34 protein-coding genes and 1 pseudogene are annotated in these 26,815 nt (G+C 70.4%); 2 read left to right on the plus strand and 33 right to left on the minus strand.

The genetic code is table 11. The features are described from left to right. Nucleotides 1–7: 7 nt before the first annotated feature. The 8 genes and pseudogenes from OG407_RS07120 to OG407_RS07155 all read right to left on the minus strand — a co-directional run bounded on the left by OG407_RS07120 (nucleotide 8) and on the right by OG407_RS07155 (nucleotide 6,312). Nucleotides 8–922 carry a PfkB family carbohydrate kinase gene (locus tag OG407_RS07120; RefSeq protein ID WP_405856089.1) on the minus strand — a complete coding sequence of 305 codons (915 nt, stop codon included), beginning with the start codon at nucleotides 920–922 and terminating at the stop codon, nucleotides 8–10. Continuing rightward, nucleotides 919–1,923, minus strand: coding sequence for an ADP-ribosylglycohydrolase family protein (locus OG407_RS07125; RefSeq protein ID WP_405856091.1), 1,005 nt, complete (start codon nucleotides 1,921–1,923; stop codon nucleotides 919–921). Before OG407_RS07125 ends, OG407_RS07120 begins: the two co-directional genes overlap by 4 nt. Before the next feature lie 43 nt (nucleotides 1,924–1,966). Further along, entirely contained in the window at nucleotides 1,967–2,674 is a 708-nt protein-coding gene (locus tag OG407_RS07130) for a GntR family transcriptional regulator (protein WP_327406047.1), read from the minus strand. Further along, nucleotides 2,671–3,225, minus strand: coding sequence for a cysteine hydrolase family protein (locus tag OG407_RS07135; RefSeq protein WP_405856093.1), 555 nt, complete (start codon nucleotides 3,223–3,225; stop codon nucleotides 2,671–2,673). The genes OG407_RS07130 and OG407_RS07135 overlap by 4 nt, the downstream gene beginning before the upstream one ends. After that, nucleotides 3,222–4,583: pseudogene (locus tag OG407_RS07140) on the minus strand (purine-cytosine permease family protein); the annotation flags it as partial. The gene OG407_RS07135 and the pseudogene OG407_RS07140, both read right to left, overlap by 4 nt. A gap of 213 nt (nucleotides 4,584–4,796) precedes the next feature. Beyond that, nucleotides 4,797–5,258, minus strand: coding sequence for a hypothetical protein (locus tag OG407_RS07145; protein ID WP_405856095.1), 462 nt, complete (start codon nucleotides 5,256–5,258; stop codon nucleotides 4,797–4,799). Nucleotides 5,259–5,317: 59 nt separating this feature from the next. Beyond that, nucleotides 5,318–5,866 (minus strand): hypothetical protein, encoded by a 549-nt coding sequence (locus OG407_RS07150; protein WP_405856096.1) that lies wholly within the window; start codon nucleotides 5,864–5,866, stop codon nucleotides 5,318–5,320. Next, on the minus strand, nucleotides 5,863–6,312 hold the full coding sequence (locus OG407_RS07155) for a hypothetical protein (protein WP_405856098.1): 450 nt from the start codon (nucleotides 6,310–6,312) through the stop codon (nucleotides 5,863–5,865). Before OG407_RS07155 ends, OG407_RS07150 begins: the two co-directional genes overlap by 4 nt. Nucleotides 6,313–6,595: 283 nt before the next feature. Here OG407_RS07155 and OG407_RS07160 point away from each other — a divergent pair, with 283 nt between their 5' ends. Together OG407_RS07160 and OG407_RS07165 are read left to right on the plus strand one after the other, a co-directional pair. Next, nucleotides 6,596–7,840 carry a Twin-arginine translocation pathway signal gene (locus tag OG407_RS07160; RefSeq protein WP_405856100.1) on the plus strand — a complete coding sequence of 415 codons (1,245 nt, stop codon included), beginning with the start codon at nucleotides 6,596–6,598 and terminating at the stop codon, nucleotides 7,838–7,840. A gap of 3 nt (nucleotides 7,841–7,843) precedes the next feature. Beyond that, the gene (locus OG407_RS07165; RefSeq protein ID WP_405856102.1) at nucleotides 7,844–8,164 is read left to right on the plus strand and encodes a 4a-hydroxytetrahydrobiopterin dehydratase; all 321 of its coding nucleotides are present in this window, start codon (nucleotides 7,844–7,846) and stop codon (nucleotides 8,162–8,164) included. Nucleotides 8,165–8,227: 63 nt separating this feature from the next. Here OG407_RS07165 and OG407_RS07170 read toward each other — a convergent pair whose 3' ends face one another. The 25 genes from OG407_RS07170 to OG407_RS07290 all read right to left on the minus strand — a co-directional run bounded on the left by OG407_RS07170 (nucleotide 8,228) and on the right by OG407_RS07290 (nucleotide 26,799). Then, a complete protein-coding gene (locus OG407_RS07170; protein ID WP_405856104.1) occupies nucleotides 8,228–8,518 on the minus strand; it encodes a hypothetical protein in 291 nt (96 codons plus the stop codon). Further along, a complete protein-coding gene (locus OG407_RS07175) occupies nucleotides 8,515–8,703 on the minus strand; it encodes a hypothetical protein (protein ID WP_405856106.1) in 189 nt (62 codons plus the stop codon). Before OG407_RS07175 ends, OG407_RS07170 begins: the two co-directional genes overlap by 4 nt. Before the next feature lie 3 nt (nucleotides 8,704–8,706). Continuing rightward, nucleotides 8,707–9,663 carry a GH25 family lysozyme gene (locus OG407_RS07180; protein WP_405856108.1) on the minus strand — a complete coding sequence of 319 codons (957 nt, stop codon included), beginning with the start codon at nucleotides 9,661–9,663 and terminating at the stop codon, nucleotides 8,707–8,709. Between the two features lies 1 nt (nucleotide 9,664). Next, complete coding sequence (locus OG407_RS07185) at nucleotides 9,665–10,093, minus strand: hypothetical protein (RefSeq protein WP_405856110.1); 429 nt, start codon at nucleotides 10,091–10,093, stop codon at nucleotides 9,665–9,667. A 71-nt stretch (nucleotides 10,094–10,164) separates the two neighbouring features. After that, a complete protein-coding gene (locus OG407_RS07190; protein ID WP_405856112.1) occupies nucleotides 10,165–10,395 on the minus strand; it encodes a hypothetical protein in 231 nt (76 codons plus the stop codon). A gap of 13 nt (nucleotides 10,396–10,408) precedes the next feature. After that, entirely contained in the window at nucleotides 10,409–10,906 is a 498-nt protein-coding gene (locus tag OG407_RS07195; RefSeq protein WP_405856114.1) for a hypothetical protein, read from the minus strand. Nucleotides 10,907–10,915: 9 nt separating this feature from the next. Next, the gene (locus OG407_RS07200) at nucleotides 10,916–14,101 is read right to left on the minus strand and encodes a hypothetical protein (RefSeq protein ID WP_405856116.1); all 3,186 of its coding nucleotides are present in this window, start codon (nucleotides 14,099–14,101) and stop codon (nucleotides 10,916–10,918) included. A 9-nt stretch (nucleotides 14,102–14,110) separates the two neighbouring features. Further along, nucleotides 14,111–15,697: a hypothetical protein gene (locus tag OG407_RS07205; protein WP_405856118.1), complete on the minus strand. Its 1,587-nt coding sequence runs from the start codon at nucleotides 15,695–15,697 to the stop codon at nucleotides 14,111–14,113. Beyond that, nucleotides 15,687–15,974 (minus strand): DUF4035 domain-containing protein, encoded by a 288-nt coding sequence (locus OG407_RS07210; RefSeq protein WP_402026777.1) that lies wholly within the window; start codon nucleotides 15,972–15,974, stop codon nucleotides 15,687–15,689. Before OG407_RS07210 ends, OG407_RS07205 begins: the two co-directional genes overlap by 11 nt. A 14-nt stretch (nucleotides 15,975–15,988) precedes the next feature. Further along, nucleotides 15,989–16,405, minus strand: coding sequence for a hypothetical protein (locus OG407_RS07215; RefSeq protein ID WP_405856120.1), 417 nt, complete (start codon nucleotides 16,403–16,405; stop codon nucleotides 15,989–15,991). 22 nt (nucleotides 16,406–16,427) lie between these two features. After that, entirely contained in the window at nucleotides 16,428–16,859 is a 432-nt protein-coding gene (locus tag OG407_RS07220; protein ID WP_402026775.1) for a phage tail tube protein, read from the minus strand. 52 nt (nucleotides 16,860–16,911) lie between these two features. Next, nucleotides 16,912–17,337 (minus strand): DUF3168 domain-containing protein, encoded by a 426-nt coding sequence (locus OG407_RS07225; RefSeq protein ID WP_405856122.1) that lies wholly within the window; start codon nucleotides 17,335–17,337, stop codon nucleotides 16,912–16,914. Continuing rightward, nucleotides 17,334–17,726, minus strand: coding sequence for an HK97-gp10 family putative phage morphogenesis protein (locus OG407_RS07230; RefSeq protein WP_405856124.1), 393 nt, complete (start codon nucleotides 17,724–17,726; stop codon nucleotides 17,334–17,336). Before OG407_RS07230 ends, OG407_RS07225 begins: the two co-directional genes overlap by 4 nt. A gap of 4 nt (nucleotides 17,727–17,730) precedes the next feature. Beyond that, nucleotides 17,731–17,898 (minus strand): hypothetical protein, encoded by a 168-nt coding sequence (locus OG407_RS07235; RefSeq protein WP_405856126.1) that lies wholly within the window; start codon nucleotides 17,896–17,898, stop codon nucleotides 17,731–17,733. Then, a complete protein-coding gene (locus OG407_RS07240) occupies nucleotides 17,898–18,236 on the minus strand; it encodes a hypothetical protein (RefSeq protein ID WP_402026772.1) in 339 nt (112 codons plus the stop codon). The genes OG407_RS07235 and OG407_RS07240 overlap by 1 nt, the downstream gene beginning before the upstream one ends. After that, nucleotides 18,229–18,582, minus strand: a complete 354-nt coding sequence (locus OG407_RS07245; protein WP_402026771.1) for a head-tail adaptor protein — start codon at nucleotides 18,580–18,582, stop codon at nucleotides 18,229–18,231. Before OG407_RS07245 ends, OG407_RS07240 begins: the two co-directional genes overlap by 8 nt. Continuing rightward, nucleotides 18,579–19,151 (minus strand): hypothetical protein, encoded by a 573-nt coding sequence (locus tag OG407_RS07250; RefSeq protein ID WP_405856128.1) that lies wholly within the window; start codon nucleotides 19,149–19,151, stop codon nucleotides 18,579–18,581. Before OG407_RS07250 ends, OG407_RS07245 begins: the two co-directional genes overlap by 4 nt. Further along, a complete protein-coding gene (locus tag OG407_RS07255) occupies nucleotides 19,151–19,501 on the minus strand; it encodes a hypothetical protein (RefSeq protein WP_405856130.1) in 351 nt (116 codons plus the stop codon). The genes OG407_RS07250 and OG407_RS07255 overlap by 1 nt, the downstream gene beginning before the upstream one ends. A gap of 9 nt (nucleotides 19,502–19,510) precedes the next feature. After that, complete coding sequence (locus OG407_RS07260; protein ID WP_401326633.1) at nucleotides 19,511–19,906, minus strand: Bbp16 family capsid cement protein; 396 nt, start codon at nucleotides 19,904–19,906, stop codon at nucleotides 19,511–19,513. A 52-nt stretch (nucleotides 19,907–19,958) separates the two neighbouring features. Beyond that, on the minus strand, nucleotides 19,959–21,164 hold the full coding sequence (locus OG407_RS07265) for a phage major capsid protein (protein ID WP_405856132.1): 1,206 nt from the start codon (nucleotides 21,162–21,164) through the stop codon (nucleotides 19,959–19,961). A 61-nt stretch (nucleotides 21,165–21,225) separates the two neighbouring features. After that, the gene (locus OG407_RS07270; protein WP_405856134.1) at nucleotides 21,226–21,987 is read right to left on the minus strand and encodes a hypothetical protein; all 762 of its coding nucleotides are present in this window, start codon (nucleotides 21,985–21,987) and stop codon (nucleotides 21,226–21,228) included. Between the two features lie 217 nt (nucleotides 21,988–22,204). Then, the gene (locus tag OG407_RS07275) at nucleotides 22,205–24,265 is read right to left on the minus strand and encodes a phage portal protein (protein WP_405856135.1); all 2,061 of its coding nucleotides are present in this window, start codon (nucleotides 24,263–24,265) and stop codon (nucleotides 22,205–22,207) included. Beyond that, on the minus strand, nucleotides 24,265–24,465 hold the full coding sequence (locus OG407_RS07280) for a hypothetical protein (RefSeq protein ID WP_405856136.1): 201 nt from the start codon (nucleotides 24,463–24,465) through the stop codon (nucleotides 24,265–24,267). The genes OG407_RS07275 and OG407_RS07280 overlap by 1 nt, the downstream gene beginning before the upstream one ends. An 11-nt stretch (nucleotides 24,466–24,476) precedes the next feature. After that, on the minus strand, nucleotides 24,477–26,300 hold the full coding sequence (locus OG407_RS07285) for a terminase large subunit (protein ID WP_405856138.1): 1,824 nt from the start codon (nucleotides 26,298–26,300) through the stop codon (nucleotides 24,477–24,479). A gap of 16 nt (nucleotides 26,301–26,316) precedes the next feature. Then, nucleotides 26,317–26,799, minus strand: a complete 483-nt coding sequence (locus tag OG407_RS07290; RefSeq protein ID WP_405856140.1) for a phage terminase small subunit P27 family — start codon at nucleotides 26,797–26,799, stop codon at nucleotides 26,317–26,319. Nucleotides 26,800–26,815 lie beyond the last annotated feature (16 nt).

Genomic DNA, 26,815 nt, shown 5'->3' on the forward strand with positions numbered 1-26,815 from the left:
TGCAGGGCTAGTTCAGGAACGCGTCCAGCCCTGCCGCGTCCGGCGCCGTAGCCGGGCCCGACACGGTGACGGCCAGAGCGGCGCCCGCATTGGCCCGGTGAGCGGCGGCCACCGGGTCAACGCCCTGCGCGAGGGCCGCCATGAACACCCCGGTGTGTGCGTCGCCGGCGCCGTTGAGATCGACGGCGTCGACGGCGAACCCGGGGACGGCGACGAGGCGTTCACCCTGGCGCAGGAGACATCCGTCGGGGCCGGTACGGACGAGCACCGAGCCGCGCCCCAAGCGGGATTGGAGCACGCGGGCGGCCCCGGCCGGATCGTCGACCCCCGTGAGCAGCGCGGCCTCGCGAGCATTGCAGCTCCACCAGTCGGAGCGGGCGAGCAGCAACTCCACAGCCTCAGCGGGGATTTCATGGACCAGCGGCCCCGGGTCGGTGACCAGCGTGACCGCCGGGTCCAGTCGGGGCAGGAGGTCGAGCAGGGCGGTGCGGTTGCTGTCGTAGAGCAGGCTGTATCCGGTGACGTACACCAAGTCGCCTGCGCTGGGCCGGAGTTCAACCAGGTCGGCGGGGGTGAGCGTGGCCTCGGCGCCGGGGCTGGTGACGAAGGTGCGCTCACCGTCCGCGTCCACCAGGCAGACCACGAAGCCGGTATCCGGTTGCGGGCGCGGCGCGAGCAGGATGTCGATGCCCTCGGCGTTCAGCGCGGCGCGGGCCCGGTCGCCGAAGGGGCCGGTGCCGTGCGCTCCCGCGTAGGTCACCGCGAGTCCCTGGCGCGCGGCGGCTGTCATGACGTTGAAGCCGCCGCCCGGGGTGTGCTCGGTGCGGGTGGCGAGGACGTCGCCGCCGCGCTCGGGGAGGGCGGGGACATCGAGGACCAGGTCGACGACGACATTGCCGAGGTGCCACAGCCTGGCGCTCACGGCCGGGCCCGGAGTCCGAGCAACGCGGCGGCCGTGGCGTCCAGTTGGAGCTTCGGGTTGACGCGTACGAGCGTTTCCCGCGCGTCGGCCGGGAAGGCGTCCACCCCGTGGCAGGCGCCGCCGACGGCACCCGCGATCGCGGCGATGGTGTCGCAGTCACCGCCGACGGACGCGGCAAGCAGCGCGGCCCGCCAGGGGTCGTCGGGGAAGGCGGCGAGTACGGCGAAGGCGGCGGGCACGGATTCCTGTGTGGCGAGACTCGTCCCGACCAACGCGTAGACCCGCTCGCAGAGTTGGGTCTCGGTCAGACCACGCGCCAGCCCGCTCGCCCAGACGATCCGTTCGGCGACGTCGGCGGCGGCCACCCAGTGTCCGCGCCCTGCCGCCAACCGGGCCGCCGACACGGCCACTTCGACCGCCTCGGGAACCGACGCCCCGTCAACTCCCGCGCTCACAGCGGCGGCCACGGCCGCGGCACCGGCGAGGGCGACCCCGGTGTTGTGGGTCAGGCTGCTGGCCTCGACCACCCGGTCCACCAGCGCGGCCGGGTCGGCGACCGACACCGCGATGCCCACGGGGGCGATCCGCATCGCCGCGCCGTTGGTGGTGCCGTAGCGCCCTACTTCGTCGACCGGAGTGCCCGCGAGGACCAGCTCCACCGCGCGTTTCGTGGACGGCCCGAGGAGGTCGAGCGAGCCGCGGGCCCGCATGTCGTCCTCCCAGGCGACCAGGCGCCGGGCGAGTTCAGCCGGGTCGACGCGGCCCTTGCCGTCGAGGAGCAACTGGGCGAGGAGCAGGGCCTGTTCGCTGTCGTCGGTGACGGCACCGGCCGGCATCCCGGCGGCGAGGGGATGGTCGGAGGCGGCCGGTTGGAAGCCGGTCAGGAACGGGCCGTAGCGAGAGGTGATGTCCGGGCGGGAGAGCATCTGGGTGGGCATGCCGAGGGCGTCTCCGAGGGCGAGCCCGTAGAGGGCTCCGGTGGCGCGGCTCTGGAGGGTCATGGGTGCTTTCCGGGGCAGGGGGCGGCTACTGCTGGGGTGCGGGTCAGCCGAATTCGAGGGTCAGTTGGAAGTGGTCGGGGTCGAGGAGGCTCACGACATGTTCGACGAAGGAGCCGTCGGCCGCCCGGCTGGTCCGCCGCGTGTCGAGGAACCAGTCACCCGGTTCGCGGCGCAGCAGCTCCGCCTCCCGCCCGTCGATCCGCCGCCCGCTCACCCGCTGCTCACCGTGGTCGGCCCGCAGTCCGGCCCGCAGCATGACGTCGGTCAGCGAATCCTGACCGAGCCCGCGGGAGGGCAGCTCGCGCACCCCGGGCACAGGCGGCAGAAAGCTGCGTTCGTACGACACGACGACCGCGTCGGCGGCCAGTTCCCGTATCCGTTCCACACATACGAACTCGGCTGTGTTCAGGGTGAGTTGACGGGCGAGGCGCTCGTCCCGCCGGGCATCCACGGTGAGGGTCCGGACCCGGGTGTCGATGCCCTGGGTGGCCAGTGCGTGGGCCCAGCCGAGGCGGTCGTCGAGGGGGCGGCCGTCGAAGAGGACGTAGGAGCCCTTGCCGGTGCGGGTGGCGATCAGGCCGGCCTCGCTGAGTTCGGCGAGGGCCGCGCGGACGGTCGTACGGCTGACGCCGAAGCGTTGGGCCAGGGCGTGTTCGCCGGGGAGTTGCTCACCGGCGGGGCGGTGGCCGCTGCGGATCTCCTTGGCGAGGACGTCGGTGATGCGCTGGTGTTTGAGCCGGACGCCGGTCATGACGTCTCCCCGACCGCCTCGGCGACGGTGACCACCCGGATCAGGGGCCGGTAGAGGTCCATGACGTGCAGCGCTTTGGCGTGGGAGTCGTCGTCCACACCGGCGCAGGCGTCGGCGACGACCAGTACCTCGACTCCGGCATCGGCTGCGGCGAGTGCCGTGGACAGGACGCAGCAGTCGGTGCTGACGCCGGCGAGGACGAGACGGCCGGTGGGGCCGACGCGTTCGGCGAGTTCCGGGGTCCACTTGCCGAAGGTGGGCGCGTCCACCAAGTGCCTTGCCCGGGCGGCGAATTCGTCGGTCAGTTCCCAGAGCGGGGCGTCCGGGGGCTGGAGGGCGAAGGGCCACTGGTCGTAGTAGGCACGCCAGGCGCCCCCGGGTTTCTCGGGGGCCAGGAAGCGGGTGAACGTGACGCGTTCACCGAAGGACGGCAGCAGTCGTCGTACCCCTGCCGCCGCCTCGGCGAAGCGGGGCGTGGCCCAGGGGCTGTCGGGTTCGGCGAAGACGCGTTGCATGTCGATGACGGCGAGGTGGCCGGGTGCGGTGGTCATACGGCGGGCACCGCCTCCGGGCTCGGGGCCTCGGCTTCCTGCCGCTGGATGCGGGTGCGGCCCAGCGCGAGCGTGCCGAGGAAGCCGAGGGCGAGGGCGACCAGGACGCCGAGGTTGGCGTAGGCCCAGGAGCCGGACTTGCCGCCGAGGCCGAACGGGTCGAGCAGATAGCCCTGCCAGGTCAGCCAGCTGGCGGCCGTGTTGGTGACCAGGCCCCAGCCGATCGCGGTGGCGGCGAGGGTGAGGAGGAGCGGGATGAGTGCCACGTCGCCGTAGCGGCCGGTCGGGCGGAAGAGGTCGCCCTCGTCGTAGTCGCGGCGGCGCAGGGCGAGGTCGGCGAGCATGATGCCGCACCATGCGGCGATGGGGACGCCGAGGGTGGTGAGGAAGCCCATGAACTGGCTGAGGAAGTCGTCGGCGAAGAACACGATGTAGACGGAGCCCGCGATCATCAGGACGCCGTCGACGAGCGCGGCGAGGTAGCGCGGCACCCGGAGACCGGCCGACAGCAGGGCCAGTCCGGAGGAGTAGATGTCGAGGACCGCGCCGCCGACCAGGCCGAGGACGGCCACCACGGCGAACGGGACCAGGAACCACGTGGGCAGGATCGTCGTCAGCGCGCCGATCGGGTCGGCCGCGACCGCCTTGTTGAGCGTGCTGGAGGACCCGGCGAGCAGCAGGCCGAAGACCAGCAGGAGCAGCGGGGCGACGGAGGCGCCGAAGGTGGTCCAGCCGATCACGCCTCTGCCGGACGAACTCCGGGGCAGATAACGGGAGTAGTCGGCGGCGGCGTTGACCCAGCCGAGGCCGAAGCCGGTCATCATGAACACCAGCGCGCCGATGAACTCCTGCGCGGAGCCCGCCGGTACGGCGCTGACCGTGCTCCAGTGGATGTGGTCGGCGACGAGCGCGATGTAGACGATCGTGAGCACGCCGGTGACCACGGTGATGACCGTCTGGAGCCGCATGATCAGGTCGAAGCCCATGACTCCGCCGATGACGGTCAGCGCGCCGACGATGATCAGTGCGACCACCTTGGTCTCGGTGCCGCCGCCCCAGCTGAGCCTGCCGAATACGGTCGCGGTGGCCATGGTCGCGAGCGCGGTGAGCACGGTCTCCCAGCCGACGGTGAGGACCCAGGAGATCACCGACGGCAGCCGGTTGCCGCGCACGCCGTAGGCGGCGCGGCTCAGCACCATCGTCGGCGCGGAGCCGCGCTTGCCCGCGACCGCGATGAAGCCGCACAGCAGGAACGAGAAGACGATCCCGATCACACCGGCGACGAGCGCCTGCCAGAACGAGATCCCGAAGCCGAGCGCGAAGGCGCCGTAGCTCAGTCCGAGGATGGAGACATTCGACCTGTCTTACTAAAGGGGCACTATCAAGCCATGGGAAACGACAGTGCCCCCAGCCCGGGCTGGGGGCACCTCGACCCTGCCCCGTCCGCCTGCCAGCTGGACCTGGGGAAGGGCCGTCTCAGTCGAGTGGCTGCCCCCGTCGGGGGAGCGGGAGCAGCCACTCACCCGCTGTCGGCGCCGTCGGTGAGGCAGCCAGCAGCGGGGGCTTCGGGCCTACTCCGGCCGGAGCACATCGGAGGGGGCAGCCGGGGCGGCCTCGCGTCCGTGGCAGGCGCCGGTGTGGCTGTAGCGCAGGGCGAACATGGTCTCGACGTACGGTCGGAGCCTGCGCGACGTGCGCGAGAGACGACACCCGCATGCGCAGACGACGCCCCCTGATTTGCCGGTGGCCTCGTAGGCGATTTTGTGGGTGAGGGCCAGGCTCCAGCCGTCGTGGCACCACGTGGTGCGGCACGACTCGCAGTCCAGGACGTGCCGCCTCCAGTCCGCGTAGGCGCGCACGTACGTGAGTCGCACCGTCCTGCACTCGGCGCACCCGTAGGGTCGCCAGCCGCCGGCACCGCCGAGCGGCGCGAGGGCGGCCCCCTCGCTGTCGACCTTGCTGCACCACACGCACGCGTCGCCGTGATTCTGCGCTCGGGTCAGATAGGCGGCGCCCGGGATCTCTTGGAGCATCAGCCGCGCCACCTCGCGGTCATACGGCTCGCCGCTGATAAGCAGGACGTCGGCACCCGTCACGACTGTGTCTCCTCGTCGAGCTGGTCCGGGGTGGTGGCGATCAGCCGGTCTACGTGCCCGGGGTCGCACAGGTCACCGGGGAGCGACACGGGCACCGACCAGTAGGGCTCCAGCGTGCGCGGGTCGTGAGCCGTCGAGTCCGGGGGCGGGACGCTGATGTAACTCCCGACGCCGAGACCCACGATCCCCGCCGCGCGCCAGGCCTCGCTTTGGCGCAGCCACAACGCTGCGTTCGGGGGAACCAAGGCGTACCAGCGGGCGGGGCGGCACGGGTCGCAGATGACCGGGCCGCCCTCGAACACCTTGGACATGACCTCGTCGATCGCGCTGAACTCCTGCTGCTCGCCGGCGTGGGCGAGGGCAAGCGCGTGAGGCAGCCGCACGGCGCTGAAAAGGCTCCCGGTCGGCATCACGGCGGACCGACCCGCCTGCCACTGCTGGCGGGTGCCCTCGCGGAGCGCGGGATCGAGGGCGGCCAACAGCCAGTGTTCCGCGCTGCCGGCGACGGCCTGACGGTCGCTCGTGTCGTCGGGGTGTGTAGTCACAACTCACCACCGACGGGGAGCCGCTGCAGGGCCGCCGCGATCAGGCGGGCCACGTTCAGGGGTGTGCACAGCATCGCGGGCGACTGCATGGGTACCGACCAGTACGAGACGCACGCCTCCTTGTCGAACTCCACGAGGTGGACGGGCGGCACGCCGAGGTACGTGCCGCGACCGAGGATCTCCACGCCGAGCGGGCGCCAGTCCTCGGCCGCCTGCTTGTACGACTCGGGCATGCTGGCGGGAACGAGCGCGTAGCAGCGCCGCCCCTGGGGGTCGCAGATGACCGGGCCGCCGTCGAGGACCTCGTCGAGGAAGGCGTCAACCTGCGCCAGGTCGGGCGTTCCCCTCAGGAATGCCGCAGCGCCCACCAGGGCCACCGGCAGCCGGACAGCGGCGAACAGGGTGCCCAACGGCAGCATCGCCAGGGACTGTTCCTGCCACTCCATCCGGGCCCGGTCACGTCGTGGCCCAGGGACCGTCGACAGAAGCCACTGCCCCGTAGAGAGTTGCCGTTCCGTCGCGGGTCGCACGGGCGAGGCCTCGGCGATGTGTGGCGCACCATCCGGTGTCCCCACTTCGGGGACTTCTGTCGCATTCTGTGCACGTTGCCTCTTCACACGGCGATGATGGGCGGGCACGGAGAAGCGGAACTAGGTCGAGCGGTGGCCATGCGTGGCCACGTTGCGGCCATGGCCGGGGACGGGCGCGATGACACTCCAGACTGGACGCATGGGCCGCAACGATGCCTTGAGAGCCGCGCGGCTCCGGGCTGGCTGGCGCACCATTGAACAGGCCGCGGCCAGGCTGACCGAGCACGGGCAACGCCTCCTCGACGATCGCCAGTTCACCGTGTCCGCACGCACCTGGCGACGGTGGGAGGGCGACCGCCCCGGGTGGCCGGCGGAAGAGACCGCGATCGTCATCCATGACGCGCTCGGACGGTGGCCTGAAGATCTCGGATTCACCACCCCGCCCGGCTGGATCCGCCCCGAGCACCACGAAGAGGCTGATGTGAAGCGCCGAGCGTTCGTCTCCGTCACTGCTGCCGCGCTCGTCGCCGGCCCTGTCGCACCGCAGCAGGTCGACCCTGCCTTGATCGACTACTTCCAGAAGCAGTTGGAAGGCCACTACCTGGCTGATATGTACCTCGGCCCTCACGACCTGATCGGCACGGTGTCGGCGCAGTACCAGCTGATCGACAAACTCGTGCGGTCCGCGAAAGGCGAGACGAGGCGGGGCCTGCTCCGTGTCGGTGCCGCGTATGCCGCCCTCGTTGGCTGGCTCTACCAGGACGCCGGCGACATGGACGGGGCCAGCTTCTGGCGGGGCGTCACGCAAGAGATCGCAATGCGATCCCGGGACCCGCACCTGATCGGCTACTCGCTGGTCAACCAGGCGCAGGTGCGCACCGACTTGGGCGACGGCCACGCGGTCATCGACCTGTGTGAGGCGGCCCTCGACGATGCCGGGCGCCTGGTGCCGAAGGTGCGGATCATGGCCATGCAGCAGCAGGCCCACGGCGCGAGCCTCACCGGCGATCGCCATGCGGTCGACCAGCTCATAGACCAGGCCGATGGACTCCTCACCCGGGTCGACGACGACCTGCCGTGGGGCAACGCCTGCCGACGAACACCCGGATATCTCGAAGTCCAGCGCGCCACCTGCTACGGGCGCCTCGGCCTCGGCTCCGAAGCTGTGTCCCTTTGGGAGCAGGTCCTCGACATCGTCCCAACGACTGCCCGCCGGGACCGCGGCGTCTACATGGCCCGGCACGCCACAGCGGCGGCAGGGGCGGGCGAGCCGGATCAAGCCCTGGAGATTGCCCGGCAGGTCGCCGACATCGCGGTAGAGACCCGCTCAGCGCGCATGCGGCGGGAGTTGATGAGTCTTCAGCGTGCGATGCGGCCGTGGCAGGATGCCCCGGTCGGCCAGGACCTCGTCGGAGTCCTGGCGCCCGTGACCGAGGAGAGCTGACGCGTGGCAAACGCACCGGTGCCGCTGACCGAGGACGAGATCGTGATCGCGCTGGATGGCGTGCCGGGGTGGCGCCGCGAGGGGGACGAGATCACCCGCGCGTACGGCATCCGGTATCACGGCGGTGTGGCGATGATCGTGCACGTCGCCGACATCGAGCGGCTCATCGGCCACCATGCGGACATCGATCTGCGGTGGGGGAAGGTTCGGTTCGGGATCACCACCCACGACGCCGGACACAAGCTAACCGCTGCTGACTTCGATCTGGCCCAGCGCATCGACGGCATCGCCCGGGCCCACGGCGCGGAGCCGCTCGACAGCTGACCCGGGCACACGACGATGCCCCCTGCACGGCCCGGTGTGGGCCGTGCAGGGGGCATCGTCGTGTCAGCGGATGAACAGGGCGAGGAGTCCGGCGACGGATCCAGCGATTCCGGTGAGTGCGCCGATCGCGGCGAGGGGCCATCGGTTCCGTTTCAAGGCCTCGACGTCGGTGCGGAGGTCACCAAGGTCTTTCTCGGTGTCCTGGCGCAGCTGCTGCAGGTCTCTCTCGTTGCGGTCGGACCGCTCGACGAGGACGGACAGCGACCCTTTGACCTCGGCGAATCCGGTCGAAACCGTACCGCGGAGCCGCTCCAACTCGACGGCGACCGTGGCCGAGGCCTCCGGGACGGTCACTCCCTGCTCGCCGAGTCGCTGCGGTTGGGCACGGCCCAGGTGAGACCGAGGCCGCCGAGGAACGCACCGACGATGAGCCAGATCTCACCGCCGGTGATCACGCCGTCGGCGGCCGCGGTCGCGACCGTGCCGCCGGCCGCGACGACGCCGGCGGTGACGGCCTTCGCGTACTTGGTGATCTTCATGTGTCAGTCCTTCACTGTGAAGCCGTGGGCCTTGCCCAGGCGGGTCAGGGAGGCCTCGCCCGGGATGCCGTTGGCGTCCGCGCCGCTGTACCCGTAGCGGCGCTGCAGGGCCGCGTACGCGGCCACGGTGAGGCTGCCGAAGTGGCCGTCGGCGTACTTCTTGGCAAGGAGGCCCTCGGCGACGAGAGCGTCCTCGACGGTCTTGACGCCGGCGTACGACACGGGCGTGCCGGCCTTGGCCGGGTCGTACCGCGCGGCCGCGATCACCTTCGACAGGCTGATCGAGGGCTTCGCCGGCGTCGTCGTCTGCCCACTGCCCGCCCAGGCCCGCAGCGCGGTCTCGGACAGGTACGCGATGGACTGGTCGACGCGGGCGGCGCCCGCCGGGTCGGACGTGAACTGCCAGATCAGCGGCGCCCGCCCGCTGGGCTTGGGCTGTGCGGCTGCCTCGGCCTCGGCGTAGGTGTCCACGCGCGCGCCGGGGTAGGCCGGGTACCACAGCGGGACGTCGGCGGGCACGTGCCCGGCGGACAGGTCGGATGCGCTGGTGTAGACGCCGACGCGCTGCCCGGGGAAGGCCTTCTCGACGGCGGCGATCCACGCGGCGGCGTAGGCCTTGATCTGCGCAGCCGTACTCCCGGCGTAGTTGCGGCCGTCGGAGTACCGCTCGAGGTCGAGCCAGTGAGTGAACCCGCTCCCGGCCTTGGCGTACGGCTTGACGGCCGCGACGTAGTTGGCGGCCTCGACGGCCGCGGACTGGTTGGGCCACGCGAAGTGATACGCGCCCGGCACCAGGCCCGCCTTGATGATGCCGCCGATGTGCTTGTCGAACGAGGCATCGCGGGAATGCTGGCCCTCGGACGCTTTGGCGAACGCGAAGGCCAGGCCCGCCTTTTTGAGGGCCGCCCAGTCCTGGGTGCCCTGGTAGGCGGACACGTCCATGCCGCGGCTGGTCGCCATGTCAGTTCCCCTCTCCGGGCCAGGTCCACACCGCTGCGCCCGGCTGCGCGTCGTCGAGGCTCTCGGCGTAGACCAGGGAGGTGCGCCACGCGATGGCGTTCCCGTCGCCCAGGACGCGGGCGTTGATCGTGGTGGCACTCCAGACGCGGGTGATGAGCGCCGGCGCCACGGTGGAGCCGTTGTTGTCCTCCGGGGCGACCGGGACCAGGACGACGTCGCCGACGTCCGGGCCGCCGCTGCCCGTGGGCCGGCCGGTCAGCCCGGCAACGGCAGCCAGGGCGACCGTTCCGGCGGCGTGCGTCCATGCGTGGCGGGTGCGGTCGGCGAGGTCCTCCCAGCTGGGCATGGGGCCGCCGTCGTGGGTGCGTAGGCCGGTGGCCTGGCCGTAGGCGGTGTAGGCGGTCTCGGCGAACTCCTGAGCGTTGGGCATGGCCATAGAGACTCCAGACGTGACAGAGCCCCGGGCCAGGCGGCGCGGGGCGGGCGAGGCGGGGGGCGGGGTCAGGCGGGGGTGACGTCCTTCTGGACCACGTCGACACGGGTGACCAGGGCGCCGGTGAACTCCGGGCGCGCGGCGATCGCCCCGTGGATGGCCTTGACGATTTCGGCGGTGAGACCGGGCGCGAGGGTGTCGATGCTGTCGTCGATGTTGAGGCCGATGATCACGCCCTCGAAAGCGCCGGTGCTGGTGGCGAGGTAGCGCGGGTAGGGCAGTTGGTCGGTCACGGTCACGAGTGGTTTCTCCTCAGACGATGGCGCGGGCGCCTGCGAAGTCGCCGGCGTCGCCGATGTCCTCGACCTCGACGTAACAGACGTGGGTGGTGGTCGCGGCGAGCACGGTGTTGCCCGTGCCGCTGAGGCGGACGTAGGTGCCGACGAGCACCGCGGTGACGTCCGACGTACCGGTGTTGGCGCAGATGTTGGCCAGGTAGAACGGGAAGTTCCCGCCCGCGGTGGGGATCGGGATGCGGAACGAGTCGACGTACACGTCCCCGGACGTGTTGGTCTTGCGGACGCGCACCGTGACTTGGTCGTTGGCCACAGAGGACTGCGCCAGCCCCTTGAAAGTGATCCGGTAGGCGCGGCCGGCGCGGAACGTGATCGATGCGGTGGTCAGCGCCACGGCCTCGGTGCCCGTGTTGTTGGGCGTGTTCGCGGTGATCGAGGTGTAGTTGACGGTGTGGGGGGTGTTGTCGTTGAGCCGGTCGGCGGTTACCCGCATTCCGGAAAGCCAGGTCCCCATCGTCATCTCCTACGGTGCGTAGATGGGCAGGGCCAGGCGGACGTCGTCGCCTGTGGTGTGGGCTTTGGTGATGCCGTTGATGCTGCGGATCACGGTGAACGTCTGGTCAAGCGTCGTGCCGGTGCAGTAGATGACCCGCATGACCTCGCCTCCGACCTCGACGTCGAAGGGGAAGTCGGTGGGGTAGGTCGCGAAGTCGACCCACCGGCGCGCGCCGGTGGTGGTGACCTCGACGTCGGTGTCCGTGGCGTTCAGGTCGGCCCGCAGCTCGCAGCCCTCGGTGCCCCCGCGGGCCTCCCCATCGAGGGCGGCCGCGAGCAGGAAGGTCAGGTCGTCGATGTTGACGACGTCCTCGCCGGAGGCCGACGAGTTGTCCTTCGTGTACGTGAAGGCGACGGACGTCTTGCCGGTGACGTCGACGGTGAGGGGCGTCCAGTCGGTCTCGCCCTGGGCGAGGAGGACCTGTGTGCCGTCGACGGTGACGGTGAGTCGGTCGCCGAGGAATCCGGGGCCCGCGGCCTCGGATGAGGTCCGGTACCAGAACGTGAGCGACACGGCGCCGGCCGGAACGGTGATGGTCGCCACCGAGGTCTGGTTGTTGCTGATCGCCCCGGACCGCAGCGACCAGGCGCCCGAGTTGAAGTGGGCGTTCGTCCGCAGCCACGGCAGCGTGCCGCCGTTGGTGATGGTGACCGCGTAGGTGGTGTCCTCGAAGTTCTCGTAGACGACCGGGAGCGCGGCCGCGCTCGACGCGTTGCGGGTCGTCCAGGGCTCGCCCGGGACGCACACGAACCCGCGTGTCCACTCCTTGGGTCCGCCGGCGTCCTTGATGCCGATGACGATCAGGTCGACGGACCCGGCGCCGTAGTCGTCAGGGATGTTGTCGAGGCGGATGCGGTCGCCGACGTCGACGGCATAGATCTGGTCGATCATCGCGTAGACGCGGGGGTTGGCCAGGTTCAGGACGATCAGGGGCCAGCGCAGCTCGTCGACGGTGGCGAGCTGCACGCGCCGGTACGCCTGCGAGGGCAGCCCGTCGTCGGAGTCCAGCGACAGCTGTGCCGAGGTGTCGACTAGGCCGATCTCCTCGACGGAGTTGGGGCCGGTCTCCAGGGCGTAGATGTACTGGGCCCCGTTGATCCGCTGGACGGTGATCGAGTTGAAGGCGGCCCGGGTGTCGTCCTTGGGGGTGATGTCGTCGATGAGGCCGGCCGCCCAGTCGATGACGAGTGCGGGCTGCTGTCCCCACATGGTGGACACGCCCCGGTAGGCGAGGCCGAGGCCGTCGGGCCGCTCGCCGAGGATTCCCCCGTCCGTGGTCTCGACCTGCCGCAGCAGGTCGAGGAACGCGCCCGCCTTCTGGGCGCCCATGCGCGGCTCATAGGTCAGGTCGAGGGCCGCCGCTCCGGGCACGCCCTGCTCGCGGCACAGACGGTTGAAGCGGGCCCGGGCCCCTTCACTGCCCCAGCCGACCGCGGCCCGGGCGGTGACCGAGTACGCGGCCAGGGAGCTGGCCAGCGTGATGTGGCCCACGGCGGTCTGGCCCAGGCCTGCGCCGGCGGCGACTTGAATGCCGGTGACGCGCCCGAACGTGTTCGCGCTGATGGTGCCGGACGCGGACGAGGCCGGGATGCTGGTGTCGATGCTGGTGATGCCGGTGTAGTTCTCGACGACCAGGCGCCAGTCGACGTCTGCGCCGTCCTGGGTGGCCTCGAGCACGACCGATGCCAGCTGGTTGTTCGTGTTGAAGTCCACCCGGGTCCCCAGCAGTGAGGTACCGGCGGAGTCGGTGACGCGGATGGTGAGGTCGCCGTCCGTCTCCAGCAACAGCTCCCACGTCTGGGCGCTGCCCGTGGTCGTGAGCCGGATCAGCGAGGCCTGCGCGCCGACACCGCCTGAGGGGACGGCGATCCACAGGCGCAGCGACGTCTGCCCGGTGACGGTGTACCGGGCGACGGCCGCGGTGAACGTGGCGCTGGACATGGTCGGCAGCGCGTCCGAACCTGGCAGCGCGGTGTAGCTGCCGAAGGAGGGCGCCCCGGTGATCGTCATCGGTGCCTGGCCCAGGCCGGAGGAGACGACGGTCGAGCCGTTGCTCTCCTCGCACGGCCAGTACGCCACGATCCCTGTGCGGCCGGGGTTGGTCATCTCGCGGAACAGCGGGGAGCGCAGGGCCTTGATGCCCGTGCTGAGCCGCTGCATGATGCCGGCCGGCGCGGTGGCCATGCGCCGCTCGTTACCGGACTTGTCCCGCGAGGGGTTCCAGGCGGGCACCTCGCCCTGGAACAGCCGCTGCCGGTTGGTCAGCGACGAGGCGCCCTGCAGCGTCCATGTCTGCCCCAGCGAGCCGCTCGCCGTCGACGCCCCGACGGTGGCCGTCGACGTGTCCAGGTCGGCGATGCGCGTCCCCGCGTTGTAGAGCCGGAACTTGAACAGGCGGCCGCTGAAACAGGTCAGCCCCGCGACGTTGGCGGCGCCCGCCCACAGCGGCTGAGTGGGGTTGAAGACAGACGTCGTACCCGAGTTGGTGACCGGGGTCCCGACCATGTACCAGTACGCGTCGGGGGCGTCGATCGACTTGGCCATGTAGAAGGTGGTGGTGTTCCCGCCGGCGCCGTTGTTGACGTCCAGGACGATGCGCAGCGCGAACCGCTGCCCGGGCATGGCCGGGATGGGCACGGTGCTGATGGCGTTCTTCGTCGCGGTGCCGTCCTCGGACCACAGGATGAACGGGAAGGAATTGCCGGACAGGCCCACCCGCCACGAGAAGCTGCCCGAGGAGCCGAACCGGCCGGCGAGGCTCTGCCCGCTCGCCGGGTCGTCGAACGCCAGCTCCATCCGCACCTCAAGGTCCCCGCTGATGTTCAGCGAGGTAGCCGAGGGTGTCGAGACGTAGGAGCCGGTGTTGGTCGTCCCCTCCATGAGCAGCCACGGCGATCCGGCCACCACCCCGTAGCGGATGGGGGTGTTGAGTCCCACCTTCCCGTACAGCGCGCTGTTGGGGTTGCGGCGGCTGTACTTGGCGTCGCGGTTGATGAGCGGCACGTTGCCCTGTGCGGGGCCCGCGGAGTCCCGTTCACCGCTGCGGCCGCGGGTGACGGTGACGGCGGCCTCGGTGGACACGTCGCCGATGATCGACGTCCAGGCGCCGTCGACGTAGAGATCGGCCCACAGCGACGGAGGCAGAGAGGGCATCGGGTCACCTCACATTCCTGCGTTGAGGCCTGCGACGTCCCCGCCGAACTCGACGCGGATGCGCTCTTTGAGCCAGTCCAGGAACGGGTCGGAGCCGCCCGCGAGGGTCACGACGACCTGGCCGCTGCCCCCGGCACTGGACCGCATGTTGAGCAGGCCTTGGAGCTTGCTCAGGGGGAGCACGGTTTCCTGTTCGGCGCCTTCACCGATCATGGCCAGGGTCGGCCCGGTGGTGATGCCGCCCTCGGCGAGGTACGGGATCGAGGGCAGCATGCTGATGCTGACACCGGGCAGCCGGTTGGCGCCGCCGATCAGCCGGTTGACGCTGTGGATACCGCCGTTGAGGACGCCGATGAGGCCGTTGAGCGCCGATCGCAGACCGCCCACGATGCCGTCCCACATGCCGGAGAAGAACCCGCGAATCCGGCTGACCCAGCCGCCGATCGTGGACGCGATGCCCTTCCACTGACTGGAGATCCAGCCGGTGATCGCACCCCAGTTCTTGATGATGATCCCCAGCGGCGTGAAGTTGAAGAAGATCGCTTTCACCACGCCGACAGCCCAGTTGAACAGGGCGACGATGTCGTCCCACAGGCCCTTCAGCCAGCCCCACACCGCGGTGAAGATGATGATCGTCCACTTTTTGATCGTGTCCCAGTTGGCGATGATGAGCGCCGCCAGGGCGACGACGGCCACGATGATCAGGGCGATGGGCCAGATGGAGACGAGCCAGGCGGCCGCCATGGTGATGGCGCTGAGGGTCGCGGATGCGGCCATGGCGATCCAGGAGCCGACCCAGGCCGCGGCCGTGGCGATGGCCGAACCAACCGCCGTCGCGGCCGAGGCGACAGTCTCGGCCCCGAACAGGGCGAACGTGCCGATCAGTCCGAACAGCGCGGTCCCGACCTGGGAGACGACGCCGAGCCAGGACCCCATGACGCCGGCGCCGACCTGGGCGCGTTGGGCCTCATTCAGGTCGAGCTGCGCGTTGCTGGCGTCGATCACTGCTTGCTTGCCGTCGGTCTGCGCCTGGGAGTAGTCCGTCGTCGCCTGCTTGCCGTCGATCTTGGCCTGGGTGGCGTCCGCGTCGGCCTGCTGCATGTCGATCTGAGCCTGTTGCGCCTCGAGGGAGTTGGGCCCGAACTCCTTGACGGCGTCGTTGTAGTCCTGCTGGGCCTGCTTCTGGTCGAGCAGGGCCTGCTTGAGGTCGATGCCCGCCTGGGTCCCGTCCAACTGGGCCTGGTTGGCATCGATCTGCGACTGGCGCATGTCGATGTTGGCCTGCTTCACGTCCAACGCCGCCTGGGCAACGTCGTTCTGCGCCCGGGCGAGGTCGTCGGCGCGGCGGGCTCCGGTGTTCCACAGATCGACCGCGCCGTCAACGATGTCGCCCATGCCGGCGAACGCGCCCGCGGCCCCGAGCGCCCCGGCACCGAGCTTGCCCATGCCGCCCGCCAGGCCGCCGGCCTCGCCGTCGGCCTCGCTGAGGTCGCTGCTGGCGTTCCCGGCGGAGTCGCCGAGCTGGTCGATGCTGTCGGCGGCATCGTCGATCGTCGACGACGTGTTGCCCATGTCGGCGGCGATCTCAATCGTCACGTCGGGCATGCTCTTCGCCCCCCATCGACTTGTTGATGCCGCGGATGGTCGCGAGCATGTCCATGGGGCCCTGGCGGTTAATGCCGTAGGCCGGCAGGAAGTCCCGCACCTCGAACTTCCGGCCCTTGCCCCGGTTGGCGTTGGCGATGGTGGACGAGATGGTCGCCGCCTGAATGTCGTGGCGGCGCCTGCCGAGCGGCCCGGTCATCTTCTCGTAGGCCATCCACTCGGTCAGCTCAGCACTGGCCAGCCGCGCGTCGAGATCGGCCACCGTCATCCCGAGGTGTTCCGCTAGTCGGAATCTGAAGAGCCGCTCGGGTCGGCTGCGGAGTTTCCCTCCGCTTCCTTCACGGCGAACCGGCCCATCTTCGACAGCTCTTGGACCTTGGCCGCCAGCCGCTCGATGACCGCGCCCGACTTCTTGCCGAGCTCGCCCGCGAGAATCTCCTTGTTGGAGTACAGCCGCTCGAAGGTGGCGTCGACCATCGACATGCCCACCAGCTTCTCGCGGTACGTCTTGAGCGACTCGACCTTGATCGCCGGATTCTGCCCGTTGGCGACGACGCTCCCAGCCTCGATGTAGCCGCGGTCGGCGGCGGTCAGCTCCATCAGCCGCACCTCCGCGCCCTCGCCCCACTCGGGCACGGGCACGTCCTCCCACTTGCGGTCGACGGCCGAGTTGATCTGAGCCTTTGTCAGCAGTGCCATGATGTGCCCTCCCCTGTTCTCGTCAGCCGGTCGCGGTCAGCGTGGGCTTGCCGGAGACCTTGAAAGTGACCTTGCGTTCCATCTTGTCGTCGTAGGGGAACTCGTCCCCGATGTCGGTGATCAGCCCGGTGAACTCCCACGTGTGCTCGTCGTCCTTGCCCGGCAGGATGACGACCTGGTAGGCCCGCAGGTCGTCCTCCTCGAAGTCGGCGTCGAGGGCCTGGTGCGTGACGTCGCCCGGGTCGTAGTTGATCGTGATCTCAACCTCGCCGCCGTCCTTGAGGCCCTTGACGAACTCGCGGTAGTTGTCCGGCGAGTCGTGGGCGGTGACCTCGATCGCGTCGCGCGACCGGGACGGCCCGGACACGTCCGAGATGTTGGCGACGGCCACGAAGGTGCCGGCACCGTTCGAGTCGCGCTTGAGCTGGGTGCCTTTTGCGTCAAGACCAGCCATGGTCTCCATCCTTCTGTGGATCCGGCCCGCGGGCCGGTCGTTGATCGGGCGCCTACGGGGCGACCTCGGTCCCGATGCGGAACGTCATGGGCACGTGCCGGAGGTCGCCCGGGGGCTCGGGGTCCCGAAGCGTCTGCTGGGACACGAACCGCGTCCACCGGTGGACGTGGCCCACGATGGTCAGCGGTGTGTGGTCCAGGGCCTGGATCACCCGGGCGGCGATCGTCAGACTCTGTGCGAAACCGCGGCTCTGGTCCCAGATATGCAGGGTCTCCAGGACCTCGGAGCCGTACCGGTCGTGAGAGTTGGCGGGGGTCTCCATCGCCTCACCCACGACGATGTACGGGTAGGGCTGCTTCTCCTCGACCCAGTCGAATACACCGGTGATCAGGTCCATGAGCGGGACGTCGGCGAGCAGCGCATCGCGGATGGCGGCCTGGGTGGGCAGTGCGGCCAGGCCCGGGACGGGGGCGCTCACCGCAGCACCTGCCGTACCTCGTCGGTCAGCCGGCCCGCGTAGCGGCCCTTCTCCCGCTGCAGCGCCGGGCCCAGAGTCGGCTGAGGGGGCTGGCTGCGGGTGCCGTGCTCGACGAACAGGGCGTAGTAGTCCTTCTGGTCGAACCAGCCGATCTCGGCGATCAGGCCGTCCTCGCGGTACTTGATGTCGACGTTGTCCTTGAGGTGGTGGGTGTCGCGGCCGCTGGTGTCGACGGGCACGTTGCGCTCGACGTCCTCGGCGATGGCCTCAGCCGACTTCCGTACCCCCTCGGCGAGGGCCTGCGTGATCTCGTCGGGCAGGTCCTCGAGGCGCTTCTTGAGACGCGCTATGCCGTTGACGGTGACGCGCGCCCCTGACTGCCGTGCCATGCCCTCACCTCGACTTCCCCAGGTCGCGGCGGATCACGGCCAGTTCGCCGGCGATGGCGAGCAGGGTGTGCACGACTGCCAGATCGGGCCGCCGCTCGAGGAGCCGTTCGGCTTCGCGCCGGTGCTCGAGGGGATCGCGCGGGAGCGGGGGCATCGGCTGGTCGTCGGCCATCAGGCGGGCAGCTCGAACGGGCGCACGGTGACGGTGGTCACCGCGCTGTAGGTGATGGCCGCGCGGCCGGTCGTCCCCCGGAAGATGCTGGCGAGCGGGATCAGCCCCATCTTGCCCGCGGCGATGGCGTAGGTGGGGTCGGCCACCGCGAGGCCGGACACGGTGCCCGGAGTGGCGAGGGTCACGGTGATGCTGCTGCCGCTGCCGTTGTTGACGTACAGGAACCGGCGGGGGCCGACCTCCGCGGTGTCGCCTCCCGCCCCGGCGGCAGTCGCCTGGGCCGCGAGGTCGAGGATGCCCGTAGCAACCGTGATCTTGGTAGTCGTGAGGTCAGCCATCGGGCTCCCCTTCTCCTTGGATGAGCTGGGCTTGGGCCTTGCGGTAGACGGGTGTGGACGGGGCGACGACGGCCAGGACGCGCCACGTGTCGCCGGTGCCGGCATCCCGCAGCTCGTCGCCGCGGCGTACGTCGGCGGACGGCTGCAGGTAGATGTCGTGGCTGTGGTCGCTGCGCATCTGCTCGGCCACCAGCCGTTCGGAGGCGGACGGCTGGTCGACCTTCGCGGCGACCGGGACGGGCTGCAGGGCGAGCGCGGTCGTCTGGCCGCCGTACCCGTCCGGCGAGGCCACCAGCCGCCACACCTCAAGCGTGCGGTTCAGCAGGTGCGTGATCGGCCCGGTCATCCCTGCGTCCTCGCGCTGTAGGCGCCGACCAGCTTGCGGTCGGAGTTCGACAGCTCCATCCCGATGTCCGTGGCCGTGTTGTAGGTGCGCGACAGGTCGCCCAGGCTCTCCGCGGAGAGGCTGTTCGGGTTGCTCCACGGAGCCACGCACAGCCGCAGCGCGACGCGCATGAGGCTCTTCGGGATCTGGGCGAGGCCGGCGCTGTAGACGACCTCGATGTTGCGGTCGCCCTCGGGCCAGCACGCGCACCGGCGGGTGAGGCGGCCGGACGCGGACCACGTGAAGTCGTGGTCCGCGCCCTCGGCCAGGACCTCGTCGTCGGTGGTGTCGTGCAGCACCGTGACCGAGGCGACCGCGGTCACCGGCCACCGGGGCAGCACCAGCTTGCGCGTGCCGGTGCCGTCGAGGGTGACCGTGTCCGTCGACAGCTCCAGCGACTGGCCGGTCTCCTCCTCGATACAGGCACCGGCCAGGTCGATCAGGAACTCGGCCTGTGCGGTCTCCTCGTCGGTGAACGGCCCCGCATGCCGGACGAAGAGGCGGAACTGCTCGGCCGTGGCGTACGCCATCAGTCGTCGCTCTCCGCCTCACGCCGCGCGAGCTCGGTCGTGATCGCGTCGAGGATCTCGGCCTTCTTGGACGCGTCCCCGAGGTCGATCCCTCGATCGACCGCGTAGGCCTTCAGCTCGTCGACCTTCAGCTTGTCGAGCACGGCACCGGCCTCCGGCTCGCCGGGGTCAGCCGCGCCCGGGTCGGAGTGGTCGGCGTCCGCCAGGTCCTCGTCGGCGAGGACCGCGTAGCCGCCGTCGAGGAGCTCGGCGGCCCGGTCCTCGCTGCACTGCCCGGGCACCTCGTAGGTACGGCCGTTCTCCAGCGTGCCGTCGGGGTGGGCGGACAGGGCTTTCATGGTGATCCGCATGGCGTCCTCTCAGGTGGGGAGCTTGCGCGGCTTGCCGCGCACGACGGTGGCCGAGCACAGCAGCGTCGGCGTGGTGCCGGTCGCCGCGGTGATCGAGACGCGCAGGTAGCGCTTGATGCCGCGGTAGCCGATCTCGACGACCGCGGCCCCGGCGGTCACCGCGGCGGGCTGCCCGCCGTCGAGGTCGCCGGCCGCCACGGCGGTGAAGCTGCTGTTGTCGCTCGACTCCTGCACCTCGAACGTGAAGCTGGGCGTGGTGCCGCCGGCGGCGCCGAGGTCCAGGACGACGGTGGCCGCGTCGAAGCCGGTGAGGTCGACACCGGTGCCGTTCACGGTCGTCGTCCTGGACGCGGGCGCGAGGGACTGCGCCACGTTGATGTGACTCTTCAGATCGGTCCTGCTCATGGAGTTCCTTCCGGAGGTCGTTTCCGTCGGAGAGTGCGGCCGCGGCCGCGGGTCAGGAGGTGGCGGCCTTGAGGCGGATGAACGCTTCGGCCATGACGGGCATGCCGTCGCTCTCCAGCCGGCCGATGAACCCGACCTGGTTGCTCTCGGCGTACAGCTCGACCAGGCGCTGGACCTCCATGGCGAGCGCGTCGACGATCCAGTAGAAGGAGAAGTCCCCGAACATCCCGACGTAGTTGCCGTTGGTGAAGGTGTTCGGGACGAACTCGTTGATCTCGAACGGCGCGTCAAGGATGGTGTCGGGGCGGTCCGCGGCCAGGCCCGGCTGCCACACGTACTGGCCGTTGTCGTCCTTGATCTTGCGGACGATGCGGATCGCGTCGCGGTGGAACAGCCACCGGGCGTTCGCCCAGTACTGCGACTTGAGCGAGTACTTGGCATCGATCAGGCCGTCCCCGGTGAAGCCGGTCGCGCTGCCGGTGGCGACGTCCCGCGAAGTGGGGATGCCGTCGGAGGAGGCGGTGAAAAGACCCAGGGGTTTCTTGTTGCCGTCGCCGGTCATGAACGCCTTCTCCTGCGTCACGCCGAACTTGTACTCCATCCGCTGGCGCACGATCGTCTCGGGGCTGATCGCCGCGCGCCGCAGCAGCGTGCGGGACACCTTGACCCGCTTGGCCACCGGGTTCGGGCGCAGCTCGCGCTTGCCGAACCGCAGGCTGTCGTCCTGGCTGCCGGTCGACAGCTCGGCCGTCCATTCGGCGTCGTTGAGGTCGGTGTCCAGGGTCGGCACGCCGAGAGACTCGGCGGTCGTGATCTGCTGCACCGTGGCCAGCCGGCGGATAGCGACCATGTCATCGACGGCCTGCAGCAGCTGCTGCACGAACTGCTGCGGCGCCATGAGGAAGCCGCCCTCGGGGTCGCTGCCCATGTTCAGGGCGCGGGCCTGCTGCTCGGTCAGCTGGGCGCGGCCGTTGAGGAGGTAGGCGCGGAAGGCCTTGACCTCGGCGTCGTCCTTGCCCTTGCCGCGCTGGTCGTCGGGCAGGTCGTCGACCTTGTCCCGCTCGTCGTCGAGGAGCTTCTCCATACGCTCGATCGTGCTGTCGACCTGGTCGCGCTCGTCCATCAGGGCGTCGAAGGAGGTGTTCTCCTCGCCGGTCATGGCGCGGCCGGCGCCGGTCGCCCCCTCCATGATCGCCCGGGCCTTGGCGCCGAGATCGGTCCGCTTCTGCTTCATCTCGCGGATCTTGAGAGTGGTCATGCTTCCGTCCCCTCGTGGGTGTGGGTGGTGCCGCCCGGGTGCCGGGGGCGGGAGTGGTGGATCAGATGCCTGCGAGACGCAGCAGGCGGGCCGTGTGGGCGTCGGCGGCCGCGCGGGCGTCGTCGTCCCCCTCGTCGGTACCGGCGGCGTCGAGGAGCTCGCTGAGGGCGTCGACGGCGTTCTGCACCAGCGTCTTGTTCTTCTTGGACAGGACCGCGCCCGCGCGCAGCTCGTCGATGCCGAAGGTGCCGAGCTTGTCCATGACGGCCTGGGCGAAGGCGTCGGCGGCGGGGCCTCGCTGGTCGAGGCCGAGCGCGCGCATGACGGCCAGCTGTCCGTCGCGGCCGTCGGAGACGAGGGCGTTGGGGTCCATGGGCAGCGGGACCGCGGAGACCTCGTACAGCTCCCAGGCCTTGACGGTGCCTTCGTCGTCGATGTCGTGAACGTCGAAGCCGATCGAGAACGCGTTGAGGAACTTGTTGCGGTACTTGCGCTCGATCGTGGTGGCGAACTCGTCCTCCTGGTCGAACAGGACGTTCATCAGGAGCTGGTCGCCGTCGACGCGCGTGTCCTCGGCGCGGCCCTTGGGCAGGCCCTCGACGCCCCAGTAGCTATGGCCGTAGCCGATCACGGGGTTCGACTGGAAGCGCTCGAGGTCGACCCCGTCCATGAGCAGGTTGAGGCCGTCGCCCTTGCGGCCCGCCGTGGCGGCGACGATCGGCAGCGGACTGCCCATGGCCTTGTCGGTGTCGCCGGCGTCGTCGGCGGCCCGCTGGACGAAGCCTCTCGTGTAGTGGCGGCCGCGCCGGTCCCTGACCTTCATCGGTTCCTCCCTGGGTCTCGTATCTGCCGGTCACGCGGCGACTGCTGCTGACGGCCGGCGCCCTCGTCGGGGGTGGGGCTCTCGTCGGGGGCGGGGCCGAGGACGAACCGCGCGGGCCCGCGGCCGCAGGGGGTGCCCGTGTGCCACCAGACGCCGGACCGGCCCCGCTCGAGGGGCCCGAGGCATGCCGAGCAGTGGCCGGATTCGATCTGGGGTTTCATGGGACGGGCACCACCTGACAGTCACAGCCCACGTGCACGGGCGGATGGAACGTGTCCCGCTTCGCGGTGAGCTTCTCGCCGTCGGCGTCGCCGTCGATCTCGTCGCCCTTGCCGATGAACGGGTCCTCGATCGGCGTCGTCCGGCCGTCGAGCTTCTTGCAGTACGGGCACGTCTTGGACCCCTGGGTGACCCACTTCAGCGAGCGGACCCCGGCGTCCTTCCAGGTCTCGCGCGAGGCGGCGTTGGACAGCTGGGTTCCCTCCCAGCGGGCGACCTCCTGCGGCCGCTCGTCCTGCCACTTCGTGAACCGGTCGACGATGTCGGCGGCGACCTGGTCGTACTCGGACTCATCCGCGATCTTCCGCAGCTGGCCGAAGCTGGACGAGAGCCGGTAGCCGACGTGCGACTTCACGTAGGCGCGCGTCCACGTGGACAGGTCGACGGCTTCCTCATGCCCGACCTCGTCGGCCGCCTCGGTGGAGACGTCCGCGGCGAACGACGTGAAGAGCGGCAGCCACAGGCCCGTCATCCGCTCCGCGATCGGGCCGTCCTCCGCGTACAGGGTGCGGAGCGCGGCCAGGAACGCGAGGACCGAGCGGCGGCCGCGGCCGCCGTCGGTGTCGTCGTCCTTGGGCGCGGGAAGGTGCTCGTCGACCAGGGCGCCGACCTTCTCCGCTTCCAGGTCGGCGACCTCCTGGTCCGCGTCGGCGATCTTCGACTCCCAGGCGTCGGTGACGTTGGCCCGGGCCTGCCAGGAGCGGCGGCCGCGCAGGGCCCGGGCGAGCCGTGCGACGGCCCGCCCGCGGCCGCCGTCGCTTACGCTGCCGCTGCTGCCGGCGGGGATCATGTTGAGCGGGACGAGGTAGTCGTCACCGCCGTCGATGGCGTTCATGTTCTCCCGCTCGCGGACGTCGTTCGCGGAGAGCCAGCCCCACTGGCGGCCGATCGCGTACGCCGCGTACCGGGCCGCGGTGTCGCCGCGCAGCAGCGCGTCGACGAGGTGCTCGGGGAAGTAGCGGGCCCGCTCCTCGGGCAGCAGCAGCTGCGTGACGATCGCCTGTTCCCAGCGGGTGAGCCAGGACGCCAGCGCCATCGACACGTAGTCGAGCTGCTGGGACTCGATGTTGGAGAACGTCGCCCGGTCGAGGTCGCCGATCATGTGCGGGGGCAGCCGCAGCCACCTCGACATGTCGGTCACCTGCAGCTTGCGGGTCTCCAGGAACTGGTTCGCGTCGTTGGGCAGTCCCACCGACGTCCAGGTGACGCCCTCTTCCATGATCGCCATGAGGCCGGCGCGGTTGATGCCGCGGTGCAAGTTCTCCCAGTCGGCGCGCATGCGTTTGCGGGCCTCGTCCGACACGGTGTCCGGGTGGGTGAGGATGCCGCCCGGGGCGCTGTTGTTGTCGAACGTCTTGGCGCCGTAGTGCTCGGTGGCCAGGCCCAGGCCGATGGAGTTCGCGGCGAGTTCGACGATGGAGTGCCCGCCCAGGCCGTTGTCGCCCACCCCGCCCACGAAAAGCACCTCGCCGGGGGCGAGGTTGGCGTAGATGCCGTTGACGTCGTCGAGGTACTGGTACCAGCGCTCGAAGCGCCCGTTGCCCATGCGGCGGCACTTGACGTGCAGCCGGTCGGGGCGCAGCGGCCACAGCTCCTCGATGACGCCGGTGCGCGGGTGGGTGATGACGTAGGCGGCGCCCCGGCCCCAGTTCATGCAGTGCCCGGTGAGGTTCTCGCGGAACGCGAGGGCGCCCATCATCGGGTTGGGGGCGTCGTGCAGCAGCGGGTACAGGGGGTGGGTGGTGGCGCGGTCCTTGCCCCGGGCGAGGCGCTCGTACATGAGCAGCGGCAGGCCGCCGACGTCCTCGGAGATCACGCGCACGCCGGCGAAGTACGGGGCGTACATCATCGCCGTCTCCTGATCGACGCGGACGCCGGCGCTGTTCTGGATGCCGCCTGTCCACCACTCCTCGACCCACTTCTCGGGGGTGGCGATCCCGGACAGCGGGCCGGAGGTGGCGCGCTCGACGGCCTGCACGGCGGTGCGCAGGATGCCCATCAGCTCTCACCGCCCTTCGCTTTGACGGCCTTGGCGAGCTGCTCGCGCGCGGCCGCGCCCTGTGCGGCGAGCGCTCCGCCGACGGCGACGGTGAGGAGCACCAGGCCCGCCGCGGCGATGCCCAGCCATGGGGCCAGCAGGCCCAGGCCGCTCCCGAGGAGCAGCACTCCGGCCAGGCCGATCACATCCCAGCGGTCCACCGGGCCCCCTTTCAGCCGAGCATTCCGCGGCTCTCGTAGACGCTCTTCTTGGGCAGGCCGCGCATGGAGCCGTCGATCCCGAAGAGCAGGGCGGGGATGCCGTCGATGCGAGTGCCGGTCTTGTCGCGGTCGGGCTTGACCGGCCGCAGCCGGTCGGGGTCGTCCCGCGGACTCTTCTTCTCGACGGTGTCGGCCATCCACCGGGCGACGGGGTTGCCGAAGTGGCGCAGCTCGTCGTCCTTCGACTTCAGCCGGCGCATCAGCTCGGCCATGGGCGGTGTCATCCGCAGGTAGGTGGTGTCCGACTCGACCATGGTCAGCCGGGTCCGCTTGACGATCTCCTGGCGTACGGGCTCGCCGGACCACTTGTCGTAGGTGAGGTCGACGATCCGGAAGAACTTGTGGTCGGTCTCGACGTCGTCGTAGATCGTGTCGTAGTCGATCGTGTCGCCGTCGGTCGCGGTGATCCATCCGTCGCGCACCCACTCGCCGAACTTCCCGCCGGTGTGCTCGTCCAGCGTCGGCACGACCGACTCGGGGACCCAGAAGCGCCACAGCACCTCGCCCCCGGGGAACACCAGCGCGTAGGCGGTGAGGTCGAGCTTGCTCGAGAGGTCCAGCCCGCCCCAGCAGCGTTGCCCCTTGAGCCGGTCGCGGATCCAGTCCGGGGTGGGGGCGATCTCGCCGGCGCGCGCGTTCCACAGGTCCATGGAGATCCACCGCGTCACCTGCGAGACGCGCTGGTTCAGCCGGAACTGGCGGAACCCGTTCTCCTTGGACAGGTCCGTGCGGGCCTCGAGCGCGTCCTCGCGCAGGGCCTGCACGGACAGGAAGCTGCCGAGCGCCGGGTTGGGCCAGAGCCAGTTCGCCTCGTCCCACGGGTCGAGACTGACGGGCAGCTCGGGCCGCGCCGGGAACAGCCGCGCGAGCCGCTCGAGCTCGTCGCCGGTCCTCGGCATCTTCCGCACGAACACGAAGTGGTGCGGGGCCCTGCTCGGATCCTCCATGACCCGGTCGGCCTCGTCGATGAACTCCGCACCGAAGCTGACCTGGTCGGTGGTCTCGGTGGTGATTGCCAGCATGAGCGGCTGGGTGCGCGCACCGGCGCCGGTGACCATCGCTTTCCACAGCGTGTCGTCAGGCTGGCTGAGGACCTCGTCGAGGATGAAACAGTGCGGGCTGTGGCCGAGCTCGTTGTCGGCGTCGGAGGGGATCGCCTCGTAGTGGCTGCCGGTCTTCTCGTCGACCAGGCGCCGGATGTTCTTGATGTGCGTGAGCCGCTTCGCCAGGATCGGCGACTTCCGGACCATCTTGGTCGCGGGCTCGAACACCTTCCCGGCCTGGCGCGTGTTGGCGGCCGCACAGTAGACCTCGGCGGACTCCTCGCCGTCCCCGCACAGCATGTACAACGCGATCCCGGACAGCAGCGCGCTCTTGCCGTTCTTGCGGGCCATGACGACGGTGGCCCGGGTGTAGCGGCGGACGTAGCGGCCCCACTGCACCGACCAGACGACCTCGCCGAACAGCGGCCGGATGATCTCGTGCTCTTGCCAGGGCGCGAGCACGAAGCGGGTGTTGGCCAGCGCGCCGGCGGGGTGGATGAGCAGCTCGGCGAAGAACTTGACGACCTTGTCGGCGCGCGGCTCGCAGTAGTGCGCGCCGCGCTTGGCGCAGGCCTTGCCGTCGAGGGTGTACCCGCACACCCCGCCGCGGCGGGAGGCCGGCCGCCACCGCTTGTGGTGGTCGACCTTGAGGACGCGCCGCCTGGTCGTGCGGCCCGGGCGGGCGGCGGCCTTGCTGCGGGCGGGGCGCCGTGTCGTGGTGGCCGGGGACATGGCACCCTCCCGCAGTTCAGGACAGCAGCCGCTCGGCCCCCATGCCGTCCCCCTCGTTGGGGATCTTGAGGGACGCCCGGTCGCTGGGGGTCAGGCCGAAGCGGGCGCCGTACCGCTGCACCTGGGCGTCCGCTGCGTCGAGGGCGAGGAGCCACGGGTTCTTCGCGCGGCGGCTGCCGGTCAGCTCGCCGTTCTTGTTGAAGACGTCGAGCTCGACGACGGCGCCCTCGTCCTCGACGTGCTCGGCGGCGTCGCGCCGGCGGGCCACCGCGTCGCACCAGGCGGCGAACGCCTCGACGTCCCAGCTCGTCAGCACGCGCTTGGCTTCGAGGTCGGGGGCGTAGGCGTCCCATACCTCGAGGGCCCGGTCGCCGAGCCAGTCGGGCGCGGTCACCTCGCCGGCGGACGGCTGCGGCTCGTCGGTGTTGACGCGGTCCTTGCGGTCGCCGTGCAGCACGCGCAGCGCGGTCGGCTTGCCTGCGGGTCCACGCTTCCCCATGATCACCTCCGGGCCA

It is taken from the genome of Streptomyces sp. NBC_01515 (assembly GCF_045040345.1).
Lineage (GTDB): Bacteria > Actinomycetota > Actinomycetes > Streptomycetales > Streptomycetaceae > Streptomyces.